Annotated in this window: 15 protein-coding genes and 1 pseudogene; 12 read left to right on the forward strand and 4 right to left on the reverse strand. The window is 69.0% G+C overall.

Annotated features, from left to right (window positions below; genetic code table 11):
• Nucleotides 1-2 precede the first annotated feature (2 nt).
• Nucleotides 3-1,706: a dipeptidyl-peptidase 3 family protein gene (locus tag ACTHJF_RS03050; protein ID WP_440265781.1), complete on the forward strand. Its 1,704-nt coding sequence runs from the start codon at nucleotides 3-5 to the stop codon at nucleotides 1,704-1,706.
• Nucleotides 1,707-1,942: 236 nt separating this feature from the next.
• On the opposite strand, the gene ACTHJF_RS03055 is transcribed toward ACTHJF_RS03050, so the two are convergent.
• On the reverse strand, nucleotides 1,943-2,785 hold the full coding sequence (locus ACTHJF_RS03055) for an alpha/beta fold hydrolase (protein WP_440265782.1): 843 nt from the start codon (nucleotides 2,783-2,785) through the stop codon (nucleotides 1,943-1,945).
• A gap of 5 nt (nucleotides 2,786-2,790) precedes the next feature.
• Entirely contained in the window at nucleotides 2,791-3,909 is a 1,119-nt protein-coding gene (gene hemH / locus ACTHJF_RS03060; RefSeq protein ID WP_440265783.1) for a ferrochelatase, read from the reverse strand.
• A 127-nt stretch (nucleotides 3,910-4,036) separates the two neighbouring features.
• Between hemH and ACTHJF_RS03065 the strand changes: the two are divergent.
• From ACTHJF_RS03065 to ACTHJF_RS03085, 5 genes and pseudogenes are all read left to right on the forward strand, one after another.
• A pseudogene (locus tag ACTHJF_RS03065) lies at nucleotides 4,037-4,708 on the forward strand (lipid-binding SYLF domain-containing protein); the annotation flags it as partial.
• Nucleotides 4,709-4,775: 67 nt separating this feature from the next.
• Nucleotides 4,776-5,015 (forward strand): twin-arginine translocase TatA/TatE family subunit, encoded by a 240-nt coding sequence (gene tatA, locus ACTHJF_RS03070; protein WP_440265784.1) that lies wholly within the window; start codon nucleotides 4,776-4,778, stop codon nucleotides 5,013-5,015.
• 21 nt (nucleotides 5,016-5,036) lie between these two features.
• Nucleotides 5,037-5,477: a Sec-independent protein translocase protein TatB gene (gene tatB, locus ACTHJF_RS03075; protein ID WP_440265785.1), complete on the forward strand. Its 441-nt coding sequence runs from the start codon at nucleotides 5,037-5,039 to the stop codon at nucleotides 5,475-5,477.
• Complete coding sequence (gene tatC, locus ACTHJF_RS03080) at nucleotides 5,464-6,222, forward strand: twin-arginine translocase subunit TatC (RefSeq protein ID WP_440265786.1); 759 nt, start codon at nucleotides 5,464-5,466, stop codon at nucleotides 6,220-6,222. Before tatB ends, tatC begins: the two co-directional genes overlap by 14 nt.
• 30 nt (nucleotides 6,223-6,252) lie before the next feature.
• Nucleotides 6,253-6,696, forward strand: coding sequence for a cupin domain-containing protein (locus ACTHJF_RS03085; RefSeq protein ID WP_440265810.1), 444 nt, complete (start codon nucleotides 6,253-6,255; stop codon nucleotides 6,694-6,696).
• A 10-nt stretch (nucleotides 6,697-6,706) separates the two neighbouring features.
• Here ACTHJF_RS03085 and ACTHJF_RS03090 read toward each other — a convergent pair whose 3' ends face one another.
• Nucleotides 6,707-8,056 carry a S41 family peptidase gene (locus ACTHJF_RS03090; protein WP_440265787.1) on the reverse strand — a complete coding sequence of 450 codons (1,350 nt, stop codon included), beginning with the start codon at nucleotides 8,054-8,056 and terminating at the stop codon, nucleotides 6,707-6,709.
• A 110-nt stretch (nucleotides 8,057-8,166) separates the two neighbouring features.
• Nucleotides 8,167-9,372: a murein hydrolase activator EnvC family protein gene (locus tag ACTHJF_RS03095; protein ID WP_440265788.1), complete on the reverse strand. Its 1,206-nt coding sequence runs from the start codon at nucleotides 9,370-9,372 to the stop codon at nucleotides 8,167-8,169.
• Between the two features lie 204 nt (nucleotides 9,373-9,576).
• Here ACTHJF_RS03095 and gltB point away from each other — a divergent pair, with 204 nt between their 5' ends.
• The 6 genes from gltB (at nucleotide 9,577) to ligB (ending at nucleotide 19,408) form a co-directional block, all read left to right on the forward strand.
• Nucleotides 9,577-14,037 (forward strand): glutamate synthase large subunit, encoded by a 4,461-nt coding sequence (gltB, locus tag ACTHJF_RS03100; protein WP_440265789.1) that lies wholly within the window; start codon nucleotides 9,577-9,579, stop codon nucleotides 14,035-14,037.
• Nucleotides 14,034-14,246 carry a hypothetical protein gene (locus ACTHJF_RS03105; RefSeq protein ID WP_440265790.1) on the forward strand — a complete coding sequence of 71 codons (213 nt, stop codon included), beginning with the start codon at nucleotides 14,034-14,036 and terminating at the stop codon, nucleotides 14,244-14,246. The genes gltB and ACTHJF_RS03105 overlap by 4 nt, the downstream gene beginning before the upstream one ends.
• The gene (locus ACTHJF_RS03110; protein ID WP_440265791.1) at nucleotides 14,243-15,667 is read left to right on the forward strand and encodes an FAD-dependent oxidoreductase; all 1,425 of its coding nucleotides are present in this window, start codon (nucleotides 14,243-14,245) and stop codon (nucleotides 15,665-15,667) included. The genes ACTHJF_RS03105 and ACTHJF_RS03110 overlap by 4 nt, the downstream gene beginning before the upstream one ends.
• 105 nt (nucleotides 15,668-15,772) lie before the next feature.
• The gene (locus ACTHJF_RS03115) at nucleotides 15,773-16,645 is read left to right on the forward strand and encodes a methylglyoxal synthase (protein WP_440265792.1); all 873 of its coding nucleotides are present in this window, start codon (nucleotides 15,773-15,775) and stop codon (nucleotides 16,643-16,645) included.
• A gap of 178 nt (nucleotides 16,646-16,823) precedes the next feature.
• Entirely contained in the window at nucleotides 16,824-17,588 is a 765-nt protein-coding gene (locus ACTHJF_RS03120; protein WP_440265793.1) for an NRDE family protein, read from the forward strand.
• 137 nt (nucleotides 17,589-17,725) lie between these two features.
• Nucleotides 17,726-19,408, forward strand: coding sequence for an NAD-dependent DNA ligase LigB (gene ligB, locus ACTHJF_RS03125; protein ID WP_440265794.1), 1,683 nt, complete (start codon nucleotides 17,726-17,728; stop codon nucleotides 19,406-19,408).
• Nucleotides 19,409-19,414: the final 6 nt, after the last annotated feature.

Below are 19,414 nucleotides of genomic sequence, written 5' to 3' on the forward strand. Positions count from 1 at the left end.
CCATGCGCCATCGCCTGCTTCCGCTGTGCCTGTTGCTCGCCCTGGGCAGCGCCACCCTGAGTGGATGCTCGTCCGCGCATGACGACCAGGCGCCAGCAAACGCCGCGACGACGGCCAAGCCCGCTGCCGCCACTACCGCAACGCCGGCCGCCGACAGCGCCGTGCAGCAGCACCTGGCCGACTACGCGAAGGTCAAGCTCACCGCCGACCTGTCCGGCCTCGACGCCGACCAGAAGAAGATGCTCGGCCTGCTGATCGACGCGGCCGACATTACCAACGCGATCTATTGGCAGCAGTCCTGGGGCGACAAGGCCGCGCTGATGGCCAAGATCAGCGATCCGGACCTGCGCGCCTTCGCCGAGCTCAACTACGGGCCGTGGAATCGACTGGACAACGACAAGCCGTTCGTCGCCGGGGTGGGCGCGCGCCCGGCCGGTGCGCAGTTCTACCCGGCGGACATGAGCAAGGCCGAATTCGAGCAGGCGGACCTCAAGGACAAGGCCTCGCTCTACACCCTGCTGCGCCGCGATGACGCCGGCAAGCTCACCACCGTGCCCTACCACGTGGCCTACAAGACCGAACTGGACAAGGCCGCCGGTCTGCTGCGCGATGCGGCCAAGCTGGCCAAGGACAAGGGCTTCGCCAAATACCTCACGATGCGCGCCGACGCCTTGCAGAGCGACGACTACCAGCCCAGCGACTTCGCCTGGATGGACATGAAGTCCAATCCGGTCGACATCGTGGTCGGCCCGATCGAAACCTACGAGGATCAGCTGTTCGGCTACAAGGCCAGCTACGAGAGCTATGTGCTGGTGAAAGACCAGGCCTGGAGCAAGCGCCTGGCGCGCTTCGCCAAGTATCTGCCCGAGCTGCAGCGCGAGCTGCCGGTGGATGCGAAGTACAAGGCCGAGACGCCGGGTTCCGACGCCGACCTCAACGCCTACTTCGCCGTGTACTACGCCGGCGACGCCAACGTCGGCGCCAAGACCATCGCCATCAACCTGCCCAACGACGAGCAGGTGCAACTGAAGAAGGGCACGCGCCGGCTGCAGCTGGAGAACGTGATGCAGGCGAAGTTCGACACCATCATGCTGCCGATCGCCAAGGCACTGATCGCCGAGGACCAGCAGAAAAACCTCACCTTCGACGCGTTCTTCCAGAACACCATGTTCCACGAGGTGGCCCACGGCCTGGGGATCAAGAACACCTTGGACGGCAAGGGCACCGTGCGCGAGGCGCTGAAGGACCAGGCCTCCAGCTTCGAGGAAGGCAAGGCCGACGTGCTGGGCCTGTACATGGTCGCCAAGCTGGCCGACAAGGGCGAGCTGGACAAGACCAAGCTGATGGACAACTACGTCACCTTCCTCGCCGGCATCCTGCGCTCGGTGCGCTTCGGCGCCAGCGACGCGCACGCCAAGGCCAACATGGTGCGCTTCAACTTCTTCCAGCAAGAGGGCGCCTTCAGCCGCGACCCGGCCACCGGCCGCTACCGCGTCGACTTCGACAAGATGACCGCCGCGATGAACAAGCTCTCGGCGAAGCTGCTCACCATCCAGGGCGACGGCGACTACGCCGCGGCCAAGGCGCTCACCGACTCCATGGGCAACGTCGACGCCACGCTCGCCGGCGACCTGAAGAAGCTCGATACCGCGCACATCCCGGTGGACATCACGTTCGAGCAGGGCAAGGACGTGCTGGGACTGTGACGCGCGGAGTCGCCCGTCTTCTCGGGTGGGCGGCATTTCCTCGGGAGGTCATGCCGGCGAACGCCGGAAGTGATCTTCAATGGCCGATGCCGGTCATCCCGCGACTCGTGCTTCGCGCTTGAAGACAGGGGATGCCCGCTTTTGCTGGGATGGCGACGTGGGGCTCGGACGGGATGCCGGCGACGTTTCCGACGTAGGCAGCTATTGCCACTTGCGGTGGTTGCCCGTCGGTCGGATCAATCCGCCCGCAACGCCCACTCCGCCACCGCCTGCGCATGCTCCAGATGCAGATGATGCCCGCCGGCCATGTGCGTGACGCGGATATCTCGCACGCATTCGGCGCGGCGCTGCATCGGCTCGCTGGGCAGGTATGAGGTGGCTGGCTCGGCCAGCAACAGGCGGGTGGGTGCGTTGATGCCGGCGAGCAGGGCATGGATCTGGCTTTCGGCCAGACGCAGCGGGGTGGGGCGGTTGATGCGCGGATCGCTGCGCCACTGCCAGCCGCCGTCGGCTTCGCGCAGCGCGCGTCCGATGATCGGCCGCGCCTGCGCGGCTGGCAGGCCGCTGGCCAGGGTGCGCGCGCTGGTCGCCTGCTCGATGCTGGCGAAGGTGCGCAGGCGCTTGCCGGCCGGTTCGGCGGCGAGTGCGTCGCGAAAGCGCTGCAGTGTCTGCGTGCCGTCGTCGCCGAGCAGGCCCAGGCCTTCGATCAGCAGCAGGCGTTCGATGCGTTCGGGTCGGGCGGCGGCCACCATCGAGGCGATGCCGGCGCCCAGCGAGTGGCCGAGCAGCACGTAGCGCGCTAGGCCCAGCGCGTCGGCTGCGCCCAGCACGGCGCGCACGTAGTCCGGCCAGTGGTAGCTGGCGCCCTCGCCCAGATGATCGGAGTGGCCGTGACCGGGCAGGTCCAGCGCGATCACTCGATACTGCGCAGCCAGCCGCGGGGCGAGCCGCGCGAAGCTGGCAGCGTTGTCCAGCCAGCCGTGCAGGGCGAGCAGCGACGGCGCGTCGTCCTCACCCCAGGTGAGTGCGGCCAGCCGCAGGGTGGGCAGATCGATGTGAAGTTCGCGCGGCTCGCCCATCCGCTTCAACCGGTTCGTCCGTGCATGGCATCGGCCCGGGCCTTGGCGGCGAGCTGGCGGGCGCGCGCCGCCTCCGCATCGTAGTCGGGCGCGAATTCCGGCCAGCCCTGCGCGTGGCGCAGCACCAGGTCGGCCAGCGCTCGCACCTGGTCTGGCGAGTCGTTGAGCGCGGGGATGTAGCGCAGGTCGCTGCCGCCCGCTTCGAGAAAGAATTCGCGGTTCTGCATCGCGATCTCTTCCAGCGTTTCCAGGCAATCCACAGCGAACCCGGGGGAAATCACGTCGAGCTTCCCGATGCCGTCTTTCGCCAGCTGCTTCACCGTCTCGTCGGTGTACGGATGCAGCCAGCGCTCGCGGCCCACGCGCGACTGGAAACTGGTCATTACCTGGTCCGCCTCCAGCCCCAGTCGCTCGCGCAGGAGGCGCGCGGTGGCGTGGCACTGGCAGAAGTACGGATCGCCTGCGCGCAGGTAGCGCTCGGGAATGCCGTGGAAGGACAGCAGCAGCTTGTCGCCGCGGCCGCGCTCGGCCCAGAACGCCTCCACGCTCCTAGCCAGTGCCTCGATGTGCGCGGGATCGTCGTGATAGTCGTTGATCAGGCGCAGCTCTGGCGGCCAGCGCAGCACTTTCAACGTGTCGGCCACCGCATCGATCACCGAGCCGGTGGAGGTCGCGGAATATTGCGGGTACAGAGGCAGCACCAGCAGCCGGCGCACGCCCGCGCGCTGCAGCTTTTCGATCTGCCGACGCACCGACGGTTCGCCGTAGCGCATCGCCAGCTCGACTTTGATCGGGCCGGGCCGGCGCCCGGAAAGCTCCCCCTGCAGCGCCCGCATCAGTGCCTCGCTACCGGTTCGAAGCGGTGAGCCCTGCTCGGTCCAGATACGCGCATAGGCATGCGCTGAACGCTTGGGCCGAATGCGCAGGATCACCCCGTGCAGGATCAGCTTCCACAGCCAGCGCGGCAGCTCGATGATCCGCGGGTCGCTGAGGAACTGGGCCAGGTAGGGGCGCAGTTTCGCCGCGGTCGGCGCTTCCGGTGTGCCGAGGTTCACCAGCAGTACGCCAGCCTTGGCCGGCTGGTCGTGGGCATACCCGGCCAGGCCGGTATAGTTGCTGCTCATGGGCGTCGACGGCGGTCGGAAAATGGCCGCCCAGTCTGCCACAGGCCGCACCCCCGGCCTGGTCGCGCGAAATGCCGCACGATCCCGTTTTTTCCTGACCCCGGAGCCTTCCATGTTCAAAGCATCCCTGCGTCGTTGGTCGCTGCTCGCGTTGACCCTCCTGCTGCCGGCCATGGCCGCTCATGCCGAGGACCCGCCGCTGGTGCGCGCGCAGAACGCCGTGCGTGTGCTCAACGAGGTCATGCAGGCGCCGGACAAGGCGATTCCGCAGGATCTGCTGCGCGATGCCAAGGCGATCGCGGTGATCCCCGACATGGTCAAGGCCGGTTTCATCTTCGGCGGCCGTCGCGGCGAAGGGTTGATTTCGGTGAAGGGTCCAGACGGCACCTGGTCCAACCCCAGCTTCATCACCATGACCGGCGGCAGCGTAGGCTTCCAGATCGGCGTGTCCTCCACCGACGTAGTGCTGGTGTTCCGCACCCAGCGCGGGGTGGACTCGATCGTCAACGGCAAGTTCACCCTGGGCGCGGATGCGTCAGCCGCGGCCGGTCCGGTGGGCCGCACCGCCAGCGCCGCCACCGACAGCCAGATGAAAGCGGAGATCTATTCCTATTCCCGCGCCCGCGGCCTGTTCGCTGGCGTGGCGCTGGACGGCTCCGCGTTGCGCATCGACTACGACGCCAATGCTTCGATCTATGGTGCCGGCGTCACGCCGCGGCGCATTTTCGAGGGCGGCGTAAGCAACGTGCCGAGCCAAGTAGTCGATTTCCGCGACCGGCTGGAGGAGTACACTTCGCGTTGATCAGGACCGCGCGCCGCGGCAGGTGTGGCGCGCCGTCCCAACCGGTTTGGCATTCGAGGACATCATGAGCATCTGGCATCTCATCATCCTGCTTATCGTGGTCGTGGTGATTTTCGGCACTGGCAAGCTGCGTAACATCGGCGCCGACCTCGGCGGGGCGATGCGCGACTTCAAGAAGGGCCTCAACGGCGACGAAGAGGATGCGGCCAAACGCAAGCAGGCCGAGGAGCGGCTGCAGGCCGATCCGCCCAAGGCGCCCGATGCCGCCACGCAGAGTCAGCGCGACTCCAGCGACGCCAAGTAAGCACGTCGACGGCGTGCGGCCATGATCGAGATCAGCTTCGGCAAGCTGCTGTTGCTTGCCGTCATCGCGTTGATCGTGCTGGGGCCGGAGAAGCTGCCCGTGGCGGCGCGTACTGCCGGCACGTTGCTGCGGCGTCTACGGTCTGGCTGGGACAGCGTGCGCGCTGAGGTGGAGCGTGAGTTGCAGGTGGAGGAGATCCGCAAGGCTGCCCGCGAGGCCGCGGCGCAGGCGGAGGCCGCCCAGGTGCGACTCAACGCCGCACAGGCCGAGCTCAACGAGGCGACGCGCAAGGCCGAGTCCGCCGTCCGCGCCGATGTGTCGACCCTGGCCGGTGCGGACGCCAATGCGCCGAGTCCGCCGTCCGCGCCGATCGATGCGGCGTCCCCCGATGAACTGATGAAGGCCAAGCCCGCGACGCCCGCGCCGGGTTCTTCGGACGAGGTGTCACATGGCCAGCCCTGAGCCGTCGATCGACCTGCAGCAGGGCCTGTTCTCGCACCTGCTGGAGCTGCGCAGCCGCATCGTGCGCGCCAGCGTCACGGTGCTGCTGGTGCTGCTGGCCCTGGTGCCGATGGCCAACCGCCTCTATACCGAGCTGGCCGCGCCGCTGGTGGCGCGCCTGCCGCAGGGCGCGCACCTGATTGCCACCGAGGTGGCCAGCCCGTTCGTGACGCCGCTGAAGCTGGCGTTCTACGTGGCGCTGTTCATCTCGATGCCGATGATCCTCTATCAGTTGTGGGCCTTCGTCAGCCCTGGCCTGTACAAGCACGAGAAGCGCCTGGCGCGGCCGCTGCTGGTCGCGGCGCTGGTGCTGTTCTACATGGGCTGCGCGTTCGCCTATTTCCTGGTGCTGCCGGCGGCGTTTCGCTTCCTCGCCGCGGTGACGCCGCAGGGCGTGGAGATGATGACCGACATCACCCACTACCTCGATTTCGTGTTGCTGATGTTCTTCGCCTTCGGCCTGTGCTTCGAGGTGCCGGTGGCGGTGGTGATCCTCGCCGCGATCGGCGTGGTGAACCTGCAGAAGCTGCGCAGCGGCCGCCGCTACGCCATCGTCGGCGCCTTCACCATTGCTGCCTTCATCACGCCGCCTGACATCACCTCGATGATCATGCTGGCAGTGCCGATGTGCCTGCTCTACGAGCTGGGCGTGCTGGCGGTGGCGTGGCTGCTCAAGCCCGCCGCGGACGGCGCCGGGCGCGCCTGATCGGCCATGCCCTAGCGCGCCGCCGTCCTGATCGACCGGCTCGCCCTGGTGCCGCACGTGGAGGGCGGCCACTTCCGCCGCATCCACACCGCCAAGACGGCACCGGGCCAGCGCCCGGCGCTGAGCGCGATCCACTTTCTACTGGACGCCGGCGAGCGCAGCCACTGGCACCGCGTGGATGCCGAGGAGGCCTGGCATTTCGTGGAGGGCGATCCGCTGGAGCTGCTGGTCTACCATCCCGGCAGCGACCGGCTGGAACGTTTCCGGCTGGGGCCGCTAGGCGATCCCGACAGCGATGTGCAGCCGATCCGCGTGGTGCCCGCCGGAGCGTGGCAGACGTCGCGCCCGCTGGGCGCCTATGCCCTGTGTACCTGCCTGGTCGCGCCCGCGTTCGAGTTCGCGGGCTTCACCCTGCTGGACGATGACGCGCTTGCCGCGCGCCTGCGTGAGCTGGCGCCCGGCATGGGCGCTTGAGCCGGTCGGTTCAGCGCTTGGCCGGCACCGCCGCCGGTCGGTTCAGCGCCAGCCCCTTGAGCACGTTGAGCGCCTGCGACAGAGCATAGTCCTGGGTGGCCAGCTTGGCGTTCTCGGCGCTGCCGTCGTTGTTGATGTCCTTCGGCGCGTTGCCGTCCTCGTTGGCGAGGTGATGGCTGAGGTCCGCCTCGGAGGTGATCAGCTGCGGGCCGCTGTCGGCCTTGTTCACGGTGAGGTCGGCCAGCGCGATGTCCGGCTTGATGCCTTCGGCCTGGATCGAGGTGCCGCTGGGCGTGTAGTAGCGCGCGGTGGTGATCTTCACCGCGTGCTCGGCGTCCAGCGGCAGCACGGTCTGCACCACGCCCTTGCCGAACGTGCGCTTGCCGATGATCAGCGCGCGGTGGTTGTCCTTCAGCGCGCCGGAAACGATCTCCGCCGCCGACGCGGTGCCGTTGTCGACCAGCACCACCAGCGGCGCCCCGTTGAGCAGGTCGCCCGGGTGGGCGGTGAAGCTGAGGTTGGCGTCGGCCAGGCGGCCGCGGGTGGTGACGATGGTGCCGGCATCGAGCAGGTCATCGCTCACTGCCACCGCAGCGGTCAGTAGGCCCCCGGGATTGGAGCGCAGGTCGAGCACCGCGCCCTTCTGCGCACCGTGCTTGGCGATCAGCTCGCCGACCTTCTTCTCTAGGTCCGGCGCGGTGTCCTCCTGGAACTGGCTGATGCGGATGTACGCGTAGCCGGGCTCGATCTCGCGGGTGCGCACGCTGGTGACCGAGATCTTCTCGCGCACCAGCGGCAGGTCGATCAGCTTGTCGCTCTTGTCGTGCACGATGGTGAGGGTGATCTTGCTGCCCGGCTCGCCGCGCAGGTCCTTGAACATCGCGTCGATGTTTTCCTCGGTGATCGGCTTGCCGTCGATCTTGACGATGGTGTCGCCGGGCTTGATGCCCGCGCGCGCAGCCGGCGTGTCGTCGATCGGCGAGACGATGCGCAGCTGGCCGTCCTGCTCGATCACCTCGATGCCCAGGCCGCTGTAGGCGCCGGTGGTGTCCTCGGTGAGCTCGGCCAGGCCGTCCTTGTCCAGGTATTCGCTGTGCGGATCCAGCCCGGACAGCATGCCGCTGATCGCGGCCTTCATCAGGGTCTTGTTGTCGACCTTCTCCACGTACGCCTGGCGCACCACCTCGAACACCCGGCTGAAATTGCGGATGTCCTCCAGGTCCACCGCATCGGGCGCACCGGCCGTCGAGCCGGCGGCGGCCGGCGCCGCTGCGCTCGCCGATGACTCGGGGAGGTCCTGGCCGTGGGCCAGCGGCGCGGCGAGCAGGAGGGCGATCAGGCCGCAGGTGGAAAGACGCATGGGAAAACTCCGGACAACTCGAGGTAAGCGCAGGATGCGCGGCGGCTTGGACCGCTGGCGGCAACGGTAATTCCCGCGTTCGCTAGCCTGCGTCGCGGCACGGGGTGGCGTCAACGATGGCTGGCCAGCCAGCTGCGCGGGTCCACCGGCTTGTTGCCGTGGCGCAGCTCGAAATAGGCGCCGGTGTTGACCCCGGTCGGCGCCATCGCGGTGCCCACCGCTTCGCCGGCTTCCAGGGTGTCGCCCACGCGGTGCAGCAGCGCTTCGTTGTTGCCGTACATGCTCATCCAGCCGCCGCCGTGGTCGAGGATCACCAGCATGCCGTAGCCGCGCAGGAAGTTGGCGAACACCACCCGGCCCTTGGCCACGGCGTGCACTTCGCTGCCACCGGGCGCCTTGATCAGCACGCCGTTGCCGTAGCTGTGCACCGCCCCGGCTGCCGGCCACGGCAGGCTGCCGCGGATGTTGGCCAGCACCGGCGTCTTGCCGCCGCCTGCCGGCGCGTGGCCGCCGTGCTCGCGCGCCGCCTCGCGCGCCGCAACGCGGGCGGCCTCGTCGATGGCTGCCTGCAGCTTGCTCACCAGCGAGGTGAGCGCGGCCTCGTCGCGCTTGAGCGCGGCCAGCCGGGCGGCCTCGTCCTGGTAGGTGGCGTCGATCTGGTCGGCCAGTTTCTTCTGCTCGGCCCGGCGCGCGGCCAGCGCCTTGGCCTGTTCGGCCTGCTGTGCGCGGGTGGCTTCCAGCGCCTGTTGCTCGGCGGTGATGGCGGTTTCCACGTCCTGCAGCTTGGTGAGGTCGCCCATCAGTTGCTGCACGCGCTGCAGGCGGTCCTGCTGGAAGTACTTGGAGTAGGCCAGCGCGCGCGCGATGCGCGCCACGTCCTCGTCGCCGAGCAGCAGGCGCAGGTCCGAGCCCTGGCCGAGCGCATAGGTGGCACGCAGCAGGTCGGCGATGGCGGCTTTCTGGTGATCCAGTTTCGACTGCAGTGCCGACCGTTGCTGTTGCAACTGTTCCAGGTCGTGCTGCTTGGCGGCGATCTGCGCCTCGGTGGCACGCACCGCCCCTGCTGCGCTGGCCAGGGCGCGCGCGCGTTTGGCCAGTTCGGCGTTGACGCGATCGCGCTGGCTGGCGGTCTCCTCCTGCGCCTTGGCCAGCGCCTCCATGCGGCTGCGCACGCTGTCCAGCTTGTGTTCGGCGCGGGCCTTCTCAGCGGCACTCTGACCGGTGCGACGGGCCAGCACCGGCGGTGCGGCAAGCAGTATGAAGGCGCTGGCGAGGCAGATCGGCAGGAGCAGGCGGAAAGCGGGAGGCGTGGGCATGGGGAGGATTATCACTGACCATCGCGGCGGCGGCGAGGCGGCGCCGGCAGTCTCTTCCGCAACCACTTTGCGTTTTTCCGTTTAGACGCCCAAATGTCTTTGACGCGGCGCATCAAATGTGCGTACAGTCGGAGCGCACGTCTTGTCAATTGCCTGCAGCGCGTGCGCTGCAGGCGTTGGTGTCCCCAACCGTTTCATCCAGCGATGAGGGAAGCGACCTTGCACCAGCAGGTTACGCCGCGCATGTACGACGCGAGCTTCGAACACGACAGTTGTGGCTTCGGCCTGGTGTCGCAGGTGGAGGGGCGCGCCAGCGCCTGGGTGGTGGACACCGCGTTCGACGCGCTGGCCAAGCTCTCGCATCGCGGAGGCGTCAATGCCGACGGCATCAGCGGTGACGGCTGTGGCGTGCTGCTGCATCGGCCGCGGCCCTGGTTGCGAGCGCTGGCCAAGGAATCGGGCATCGCGCTGGGCGAGCGCTTTGCCGCTGGCGTGGTGTTTCTCGATCCGGCCGGCGGCGATGCCGCGGCGCTGCAGCTCGAGCGCAGCCTGCGCGAGGAGGGTGTGGAGGCCGCCGGCTGGCGAGAAGTGGCGGTAAACGCCGAGGCGTGCGGACCGCTGGCCTCGGCCGCGCAGCCGCGGGTGCGGCAGATCTTCGTCGAGCCCGCGCACGGCATGGACGAGGGTGCATTCGAACGCGCCCTGTTCCGCGCCCGCCGCCGCGCCGAGCACGCGCTGCGCGACGACGGGCATTTCTATGTGATCACACTGTCAGCCGACGTCATCGGCTACAAGGCGATGGCCGCACCCGGCCGCCTGCGCGAGGTCTACCCCGATCTGCTGCATCCAGCGCTCAGCTCCGATGCGGTGGTGTTCCACCAGCGTTTCTCCACCAACACCATGCCGCAGTGGCGTCTCGCGCAGCCGTTCCGGCTGCTGGCGCACAACGGCGAGATCAACACCATCCGCGCTAACCGCCGCTGGATGCAGTCGCGCGAGTCGATCCTGCGCTCGCCGCTGCTGGACCTCAGCGACCTCGGCCCGCTGGTGCGCCAGAACGGCTCCGATTCCGAGAGCCTCGACAACGCGCTGGAAGTGCTGCTCGCCGGCGGGCTCGACCTGCTCGCCGCGATGCGCGTGCTGGTGCCGCCGGCGTTCGCCGCGCGCGAAGGCATCGACGAGGATCTGGCGGGCTTCTACGAGTACTACGCACTGCACAGCGAGCCGTGGGACGGTCCGGCCGGCCTGGTGATGTGCGACGGCCACTACGCCGCCTGCACGCTCGACCGCAACGGCCTGCGCCCCGCACGCTGGGCGCTGTCGGCCGACAACCATCTCATCGTGGCCTCCGAGGCGGGGCTGTGGGACGTGCCCTCGTCGAAGGTCGTGGCCAAGGGCCGGCTCGCGCCGGGCGAGATGATCGCGGTGGATCTGAAGGCGCATCGCCTGCTGCGCGACGCCGACATCGACGCCATCAACCGTTCGCGCGCGCCGTTCCGCGAGTGGCTGCGCGCTGGCGTGAGCTATCTCGAATCGGACCTGATCGACCCTTCGCTGGCGGCCGAGCCGCTGCCGCCGGACGAACTGCACCGCTACCAGAAGCTCTATGGCCTCACCCGCGAGGAGCGCGAGTCGGTGCTGAAGGTGCTCGCCGATCTGGAGGCCGAGGCCACCGGCTCGATGGGCGACGACACGCCGATCGCGGCGATGTCGCGCCAGGTGCGCCCGCTGTTCGACCGCTTCCGCCAGGCCTTCGCCCAGGTCACCAACCCGCCGATCGATCCGCTGCGCGAGAAGCTGGTGATGTCGCTGGTGACCCAGCTCGGCCCCGAAGGCAACGTGTTCGACTTCCGTCCGGAGAACGCGAAGCAGACGCTGATCAACTCGCCCATCCTCAGCCAGCGCAAGCTGCGCCAGCTGCTGGCGCTGCCGCAGTTCGTCGGCACGCCGCGCTTCGACCTGATGTACGCGCCGGAGGAAGGGCTGGAGCAGGCGCTGCGCCGGCTGTGCCGCGACACCGCGCAGGCCGTGCGCGAGGGCCATGTGCTGGTGTTCCTCAGTGATCGCTATCCGGAGCGCGGCAAGTTGCCGATCCACGCCCTGCTGGCGGTCGGCGCGGTGCATGCGTACCTGATCGAGCAGGGCCTGCGCTGCCAGTGCAACCTCATCGTGGAAACGGCCACCCCGCGCGACCCGCACCAGTTCGCCTGCCTGATCGGCTACGGCGCCACCGCGATCTATCCGTGGCTGGCCTACCAGAGCCTGTTCGAGCTCGGTCGCCAGGGCCACATCGACGCCGACCGCGCCGAGGTGGGCCGCAGCTATCGTCGCGGCATCCGCAAGGGCCTGCTGAAAATCCTCTCCAAGATGGGCATCTCGACCATCGCCGGCTACCGCGGTGCGCAGCTGTTCGAGATCGTGGGGCTGGCGCCGGAGGTGGTGGAGCTGTGCTTTCCCGGCACGCCCTCGCGCATCGGCGGCGCGACCTTCGAGGATCTCGAGCACGACCAGCGCCTGCTCGCCGCCGAGGCCTGGAACGAGGCGCTGCCGCTGCGCGCCGGCGGCCTTTACAAGTACATGCACGGCGGCGAGTACCACATGTACAACCCCGACGTGATCGCCACCCTGCAGCAGGCGGTGCGCACCGGCGATGCGGCCGACTACCGCACGTACGCCAACCACGTCGATCATCGCCCGCCGTCGGCGCTGCGTGACCTGCTCGGGGCGCAGCCGCTGGCTGCGCCGATCCCGCTTGAGGAGGTCGAGCCGGTGGAGGCGATCCTCAAGCGCTTCGACTCGGCCGGCATGTCGCTGGGCGCGCTGTCGCCCGAGGCGCACGAGGCGCTGGCCACGGCGATGAACCGGCTCGGCGCGCGCTCCAACTCGGGCGAGGGCGGTGAAGATCCCGCCCGCTACGGCACCGAGAAGATGTCCAAGATCAAGCAGGTGGCGTCGGGTCGCTTCGGCGTCACACCGCACTACCTGGTCAACGCCGAGGTGCTGCAGATCAAGATTGCGCAGGGCGCCAAGCCCGGCGAGGGCGGCCAGCTGCCTGGCCACAAGGTCGACGCGACCATCGCCCGGCTGCGCTACGCCAAGCCCGGCATCGGCCTGATCTCGCCGCCGCCGCACCACGACATTTACTCGATCGAGGACCTGGCCGAGCTGATCCACGACCTGAAGGAAGTGAATCCCGACGCGCTGGTTTCGGTGAAGCTGGTCAGTCATGCCGGCGTGGGCACGGTCGCCGCAGGCGTGGTGAAAGCCGGCGCCGATCTCATTACCGTGTCCGGCCACGATGGCGGCACCGGCGCCAGCCCGCTGACCTCCATCAAGTACGCCGGCACGCCGTGGGAACTGGGCCTGGCCGAGACTCAGCAGACGCTGCGCCGCAACGACCTGCGCGGCCGCGTGCGGCTACAGACCGACGGTGGCCTGAAGACCGGGCTGGACGTGATCAAGGCGGCGATGCTGGGCGCGGAGAGCTTCGGTTTCGGCACCGGCCCGATGGTGGCGCTGGGCTGCAAGTACCTGCGCATCTGTCACCTCAACAACTGCGCCACCGGAGTGGCCACCCAGCACCCGGTGCTGCGCAAGGAGCACTTCATCGGCCTGCCCGAGATGGTAATGAACTACTTCCGCTTCGTGGCGGAAGACGTACGCGCGCAGCTGGCGCAGCTGGGGGTGCGATCGCTCGAGCAGATCGTCGGGCGCACCGACCTCCTGCATCAGCTCGAAGGCACCACCCCGGTGCAGCACCGGCTGGATCTCTCGCCGCTGATCGACGGTCGTGGCCTCAGCGCCAGCGCGGACGCGACCTGCACGCTGGCGCGCAACCCGATGCGCGACCCCGCCGCGTTGGCCTCGCGGATCAGCGCCAACACCCGCGATGCCGTGCTCGGCAAGCGCGGCGGTCGCTTCGAGTACGCCATCGCCAACACCGATCGCGCGATCGGCGCGCGGCTGTCGGGCGAGGTGGCGCGCGCCCACGGTGACCACGGCATGGACGAATCGCCGATCACGCTCGCGCTTACCGGCGCGGCCGGCCAGAGCCTGGGTGCATGGAACGCTGGCGGCGTGCACATCGAGCTCACCGGCGAGGCCAACGACGGCGTCGGCAAGGGCATGGCGGGCGGCCGCATCATCGTGCGTCCGCCGGCCGATTCGCCGTTCGCCAGTCAGGACGCGGCGATTATCGGCAACACCTGCCTGTACGGTGCCACCGACGGCGAGCTGTTCGCCGCCGGTCGCGCCGGCGAGCGCTTCGCGGTGCGCAACTCCGGCGCGCTGGCGGTGGTGGAAGGCGCCGGCGACCACTGCTGCGAGTACATGACCGGCGGCGTGGTGGCGGTGCTGGGCAAGGTCGGCCTCAACTTCGGCGCGGGCATGACCGGCGGCTTCGCCTACGTGCTCGATCTGGAGCGCGACTTCGTCGATTGCTACAACCACGAGCTGGTCGACATCCTGCGCATCTCGCCGGAGGGCATGGAGCACTACATGCAGCACCTGCGCAAGCTGGTGACGCGCCATGTCGAATACACCAACAGCGACTGGGGCCGGCAGATCCTGCGCGAGTTCCGCGGCCTGCAGTACAAGTTCTGGCTGGTCAAGCCGAAGGCCGCGAGCCTGGCCGCGCTGGCCGACGAACTGCGGAGCGCAGCATGAAGGTGCCAACCCAGTCCGTACAAGGCGCCGACGCGCCGTCATTCCCGCGAAAGCGGGAGGTGCTTTTCAACGGCGAATGCCGGTCATCCACCTTCCGCTTTTGCCCCAAAGCAAAATGGATGCCCGCCTTCGCGGGCATGACGCCACGCATTTCCGATACCTCTGCCGGTACCGCCACGATGGACAGCGGTTGCAGGAACTACTCATGACCGACAAGACCTTCCAGTTCCTCAACGTGCCGCGACAGCCGCCGCGCACCGTGCCGGTCAACGTGCGCGTGCTCGGTTACGGCGAGATCTCCGGCGACTTCGCCACGAAGGAGGCAGGCACCCAGGCCGAGCGCTGCATCGACTGCGGCAACCCGTACTGCGAGCACGCCTGCCCGGTGCACAACTACATCCCGAACTGGCTCAAGCTGGTGCAGGACGGCCACATCATGGAAGCGGCCACGCTGATGCACGAGACCAACCCGCTGCCGGAGATCTGCGGCCGCATCTGCCCGCAGGACCGCCTGTGCGAAGGCGCCTGCACGCTGGAGCAGACCGCGTTCGGCGCAGTCACCATCGGCAGTATCGAGCGCTGGGTCACCGACGAAGCACTGCGGCAAGGCTGGCGGCCGGACCTCAGCCGTGTGCGAGAGACCGGCGAGCGCGTGGCGATCATCGGCGCCGGTCCGGCCGGGCTGGCCTGTGCCGACCGTCTGCGCCGCGTCGGCATCGCCGCCGACGTCTACGACCGGCAGAGCGAGATCGGCGGCCTGCTCACGTTCGGCATCCCGCCGTTCAAGCTGGAGAAGGACGTGGTGCGCACGCGCCGCGCGGTGCTGGAGGAGATGGGCGTGCGCTTCTTCCTCAACAAGGAAGTGGGCCGCGACATCGAGTTCGGCCAGCTGCTGGACGACTACAACGCGGTGTTTGTCGGCACCGGTGCATATACCTACGTCGATGGTGAGTTGCCCGGCCGCGCGCTGCACGGCGTGCACGACGCGTTGCCGTTCCTGATCGCCAACACCGAACGCCTGTTGCGCGACGAACCTTCGCCGATCGACCTCGCCGGCAAGCGCGTGGTGGTGCTGGGCGGCGGCGACACGGGCATGGATTGCGTGCGCACCGCGGTGCGTCTGGGCGCGTCGTCGGTGAGCTGCGTCTACCGCCGCGACGAGGCGAGCATGCCGGGCTCGGCGCGCGAGGTGAAACACGCACGCGAGGAAGGCGTGGAGTTCGTGTTCCAGCGCCAGCCGCTGGAGATCCTCGACGATGGCCATGGTCACGTGCGCGGCGTGCGGGTGATCGCCACCGAGCTGGTTGCCGACGGCCACGGCCGCCCGCGTCCGCAGAACATGCCCGGCAGCGAGTACGAGCTCGCCGCCGACGTGGTGATCCAGTCGTTCGGCTTCCTGCCCAGCCCGCCGGATTGGCTCAAGGCGCACGGTGTGACGCTGCAGCGCAACGGCCGGGTGATCACCGGCGCCGACGGTGCGTTGCCGTTGCAGACGGCCCATCCGCAGATCTTCGCCGGCGGCGACAACGTGCGCGGTGCCGACCTGGTGGTGCGCGCGGTGTACGACGGTCGCGAGGCGGCCGTGTCGATCGCCCGCATGCTGCTGACCCAGGCGGTGGAAGCGGCCTGACGCGCGCGGGCCGCGGCGATCAACATCGCGGCCTGATCCTTACACTGGCGACCGGCGCGGCATTCGCTGCGCCGGTCGTTTCCTTCTTACACAGGATCGCGTTCGATGCGTCTGGGCCTTGCCGCCAACCGTCTCCACCACAGCCAGCGCGATGCTGCCCTGTTCCGCTGGCTGCGCGCCTGCGAGCGCGGCATCCGCGAGCTGGATCTTGGTCTGCATGCCGTAGGCCGCACCCACGATGGCATCGTGCACGTCGGCCTGCTCGCCGGTTACCACGGCCTGCAGCGCTATCCGTACGGCCGCGAGGGCGGCCTGATGAAGCTGGTGGCCGAGGTGGTGGGCATGGGTCCTCAGCGCACGCTGGACGGCGCGATCTACCTGATCGATCCGGTCGACCCCTCCTCGATCTTCCCCGAAGCGGTGGCGCTGAAACGCCAGTGCGTGATCCACGGCAAGCCGTTCATCTCCACCGTCGCCTCGGCGCGCGACTGGATCGAGATGGAGCGCGTGCATGCTGGACTGGCGTCCGATCCCGATGCGGATGCCTTGTATGGGCTGGAATCGCAAACGCTAGCGTTGATCGCCCACGATGCGATGAAGCCGCAGATGCTGGCCTTCGCCGCCGAGCAATTCGACGTGCTCTCGCGCTTCGCCGCGCGCGTGGCCACCGGCACCACCGGGCAGCGCCTCAACGAGCTGGCGTGGAGCCGCGGCTGGCCCGCCGCGCGCGAGTGGGTGCAGCGCTACCAGAGCGGCCCGATGGGCGGCGACGCGCAGATCGCCGATCTGGTGCTGGAGCGCCGATGCCAGCGTGCGATCTTCTTCGAGGATCCGCACGTGCCGCGCCAGCACGAGGCCGACATCCAACTGCTCGAACGCGCCGTCACCACGGTGACCGACGAGGCTGTGTGCATGACCACCCCGCGCGTCGCCGCGCGCTGGGCGCTGGCCGCGGCGATCAGGGACAAGGGTGAGTGACGAGACGTGAGAGGCGACGGGGAGAAGGCTCTGCCGCGTATGCTGTTCATCGCGACACGCCGCGCGATGATAGAAAAGCGCCCTGTTGTGAGCTGCAGCAAGTCGGCTATGCCCCTGTTAAGGGCGATCATCTCTGCGTGCACCTCACTTCTCGCTCCTCCTGCCTTACTGCTCACCCATGTGCCTGATCGCTTTCGCCTGGAACACCCATCCCCGCTGGCGCCTCGTGCTGGCCGGTAATCGCGACGAGTTCCACGGTCGCCCTACGGCGCCGCTGGCGCGCTGGCCCGATACCGCCATGGCTGCGGGGCGTGACCTGGAGGCCGGCGGCACATGGCTGGGGGTCAACGACGACGGACGCTGCACGGTGGTGACCAACGTGCGCGATCCGCGCGATCCGCAAGTGGGGCGGTCACGCGGCTTGCTGGCAGTGGACTACCTCACCGGGCCGGATCAGGCGCCCGCGCACGCCTCGCGTCTGCGCGCCGACGCGGCGCACTATCGACCGTTCAACCTGCTCACGTTTGATGCGCGCGATGGCTTCTATCTCGGCAACCGGCCCGAGCCGCGGCTGCAGGCGATCACCCCCGGTGTGCACGGGCTGTCCAATGCCGACTTCAACACGCCGTGGCCGAAGACGCGCGCGTTGATGCAGCGTTTGCAGCATTGGCTGGAGGTCGATGCGGATGATCCCGAGCCCTTGTTCACCGCCCTGGCCGACGAACGGCAGGCGCCGGACGAGGCCCTGCCCGACACCGGTATCGGCCTGGAGCGCGAGCGCTGGCTGTCCTCGGCGTTCATTCGGGGCGAGCGCTATGGCACGCGAGCAAGCACGCTGGTGCTGATCGATCACGCTGGCGCCGGGCGCATCGTCGAGCGGCGGTTTGGGCCTAACGGACGTCCGGACGGCCAAACCGAATTGCGATTCGATACGGCTGGCTGAGCCCACGCGTCGGCGAACGCTCCGTCAGGCCCGCAGCACGGCCCTACAGCACTGCTGGCACGAACCCGCTGTCGGGCGCGTCGATGCCCTGACTAGGCTTGCCCGATCGGCGCCGGAGCGCGCTGGGGAGACAAGCCATGCATCATCGAGGGATCGTGTTCGTTCTGGGTTTGCTGGGGGTTGCCGCGCCGCTGCAGGCGGCCTGTCCCGACTGGCCGCCGGCACGTGCCCGTACCGAGCTCGCCACCCTGCACGATCGCCTGGCTGCGTGGAACCACGCCTATCGGGTGGAAGGCAGCTCGCCGGTGGACGATGCGATCTACGATCAGGCGCTGGAGCAGTTCCGCAACTGGCGCGCGTGCTTTCCCGCACAGGCGCCGGCCGATCTGCCGCACCTGGCCGACGCCGGCGGCAGCATACGCGCACCGGTGGTGCAGACCGGGCTGGCCAAGTTGCCGGATGCCCGCGCCGTGCAGGCGTGGATGCAGTCGCGCGACGGCCGCGACCTATGGATCCAGCCAAAGGCCGACGGCGTGGCGGTCACTCTGCTGTACGAACACGGCGCACTGCGCGAGGCGGTGAGCCGCGGCGACGGCACGCGCGGCTCGAACTGGACCGCGGCCGCGCGTCGCATCGCTGCGGTGCCGAAGACGCTGGCCCACGCCCCCGCGCGCGTGGTGCTGCAGGGCGAGCTGGTGTGGAGCTTGCTCGGTCATGTACAGGCCCGCGATGGCGGTGCGAATGCGCGCTCGAAGGTCGCCGGTGCGCTGGCGCGAGGCGAACTGGACGACGTCACCGCCGCGCAGATCGGCCTGTTCGTGTGGGACTGGCCCACCGGGCCCGAGGACATGGATGCGCGCCTGGCCGGCCTGCGCGTGATGGGCCTGGCCGACAGCGCGGCGCTGGTGCAACCGGTGGCGACGCTGGCTGACGTAACGCGCTGGCGCGAGCGCTGGTATCGCCAGGCGATGCCGTTCGCCGCCGACGGCGTGGTGCTGCGCCAGGGCCATCGACCGCCGGCCAGCCGCTGGCAGGCGGCGCCGCCGGACTGGGCGGTGGCGTGGAAATACCCGGCCGCCCGTGCGCTGGCCACCGTGCGCGGTGTGGACTTCCGTACCGGCCGCAGCGGTCGGGTGAGCGTGGTGCTTGAGCTCGAGCCGGTGCAACTGGACGACCATCGCGTGCAGCGGGTGAGCGTGGGTTCGCTGACGCGCTGGCGCGAACTCGACGTGCGGCCGGGAGACCGGATCAGCGTATCGCTGGCCGGGCTCACCATCCCGCGCCTGGATGACGTGGTGTGGCGCAGCAGCGAACGGGCGGTGGTGGATGCGCCCACCCCCGATCACGACGCGCTGAGCTGCTGGCATCCGGTGCCCGGTTGCCAGCAGCAGTTCCGGGCGCGGCTGGTCTGGCTGGGCGGCCGCCGTGGGCTGGACATCGATGGCGTCGGCGCGGGGGTATGGCAGCAGCTGATCGATGCGGGGCTGTTGCCTGGATTGCTGGACTGGATGCGGCTGACGCCAACCCAGCTGGCCTCGATCGACGGCATCGGTGCACAGCGTGCCGCGGCGCTGGACCGCGCCTTCGCGGCGGCGCGCCGGCAGCCCTTCGATCGCTGGCTGGCGGCGCTGGCGCCGCCGCCGATGGGCCAGGCCACGGCGCCGGACTGGGCCACCCTGGCCGCCCGCAGCAGGGCCGATTGGCAGCGCATCGATGGCATCGGCGCCACGCGGGCGAAACGGCTGCGCGCGTTCTTCGCTAATCCTGAGGTGCAGGCGCTGGCCGCGCGTCTACGTGAGGCAGGTATCGCCGGGTTCTGAGCTGGG

The organism is Dyella sp., from assembly GCF_051962475.1.
Classification (GTDB): domain Bacteria; phylum Pseudomonadota; class Gammaproteobacteria; order Xanthomonadales; family Rhodanobacteraceae; genus Dyella_A.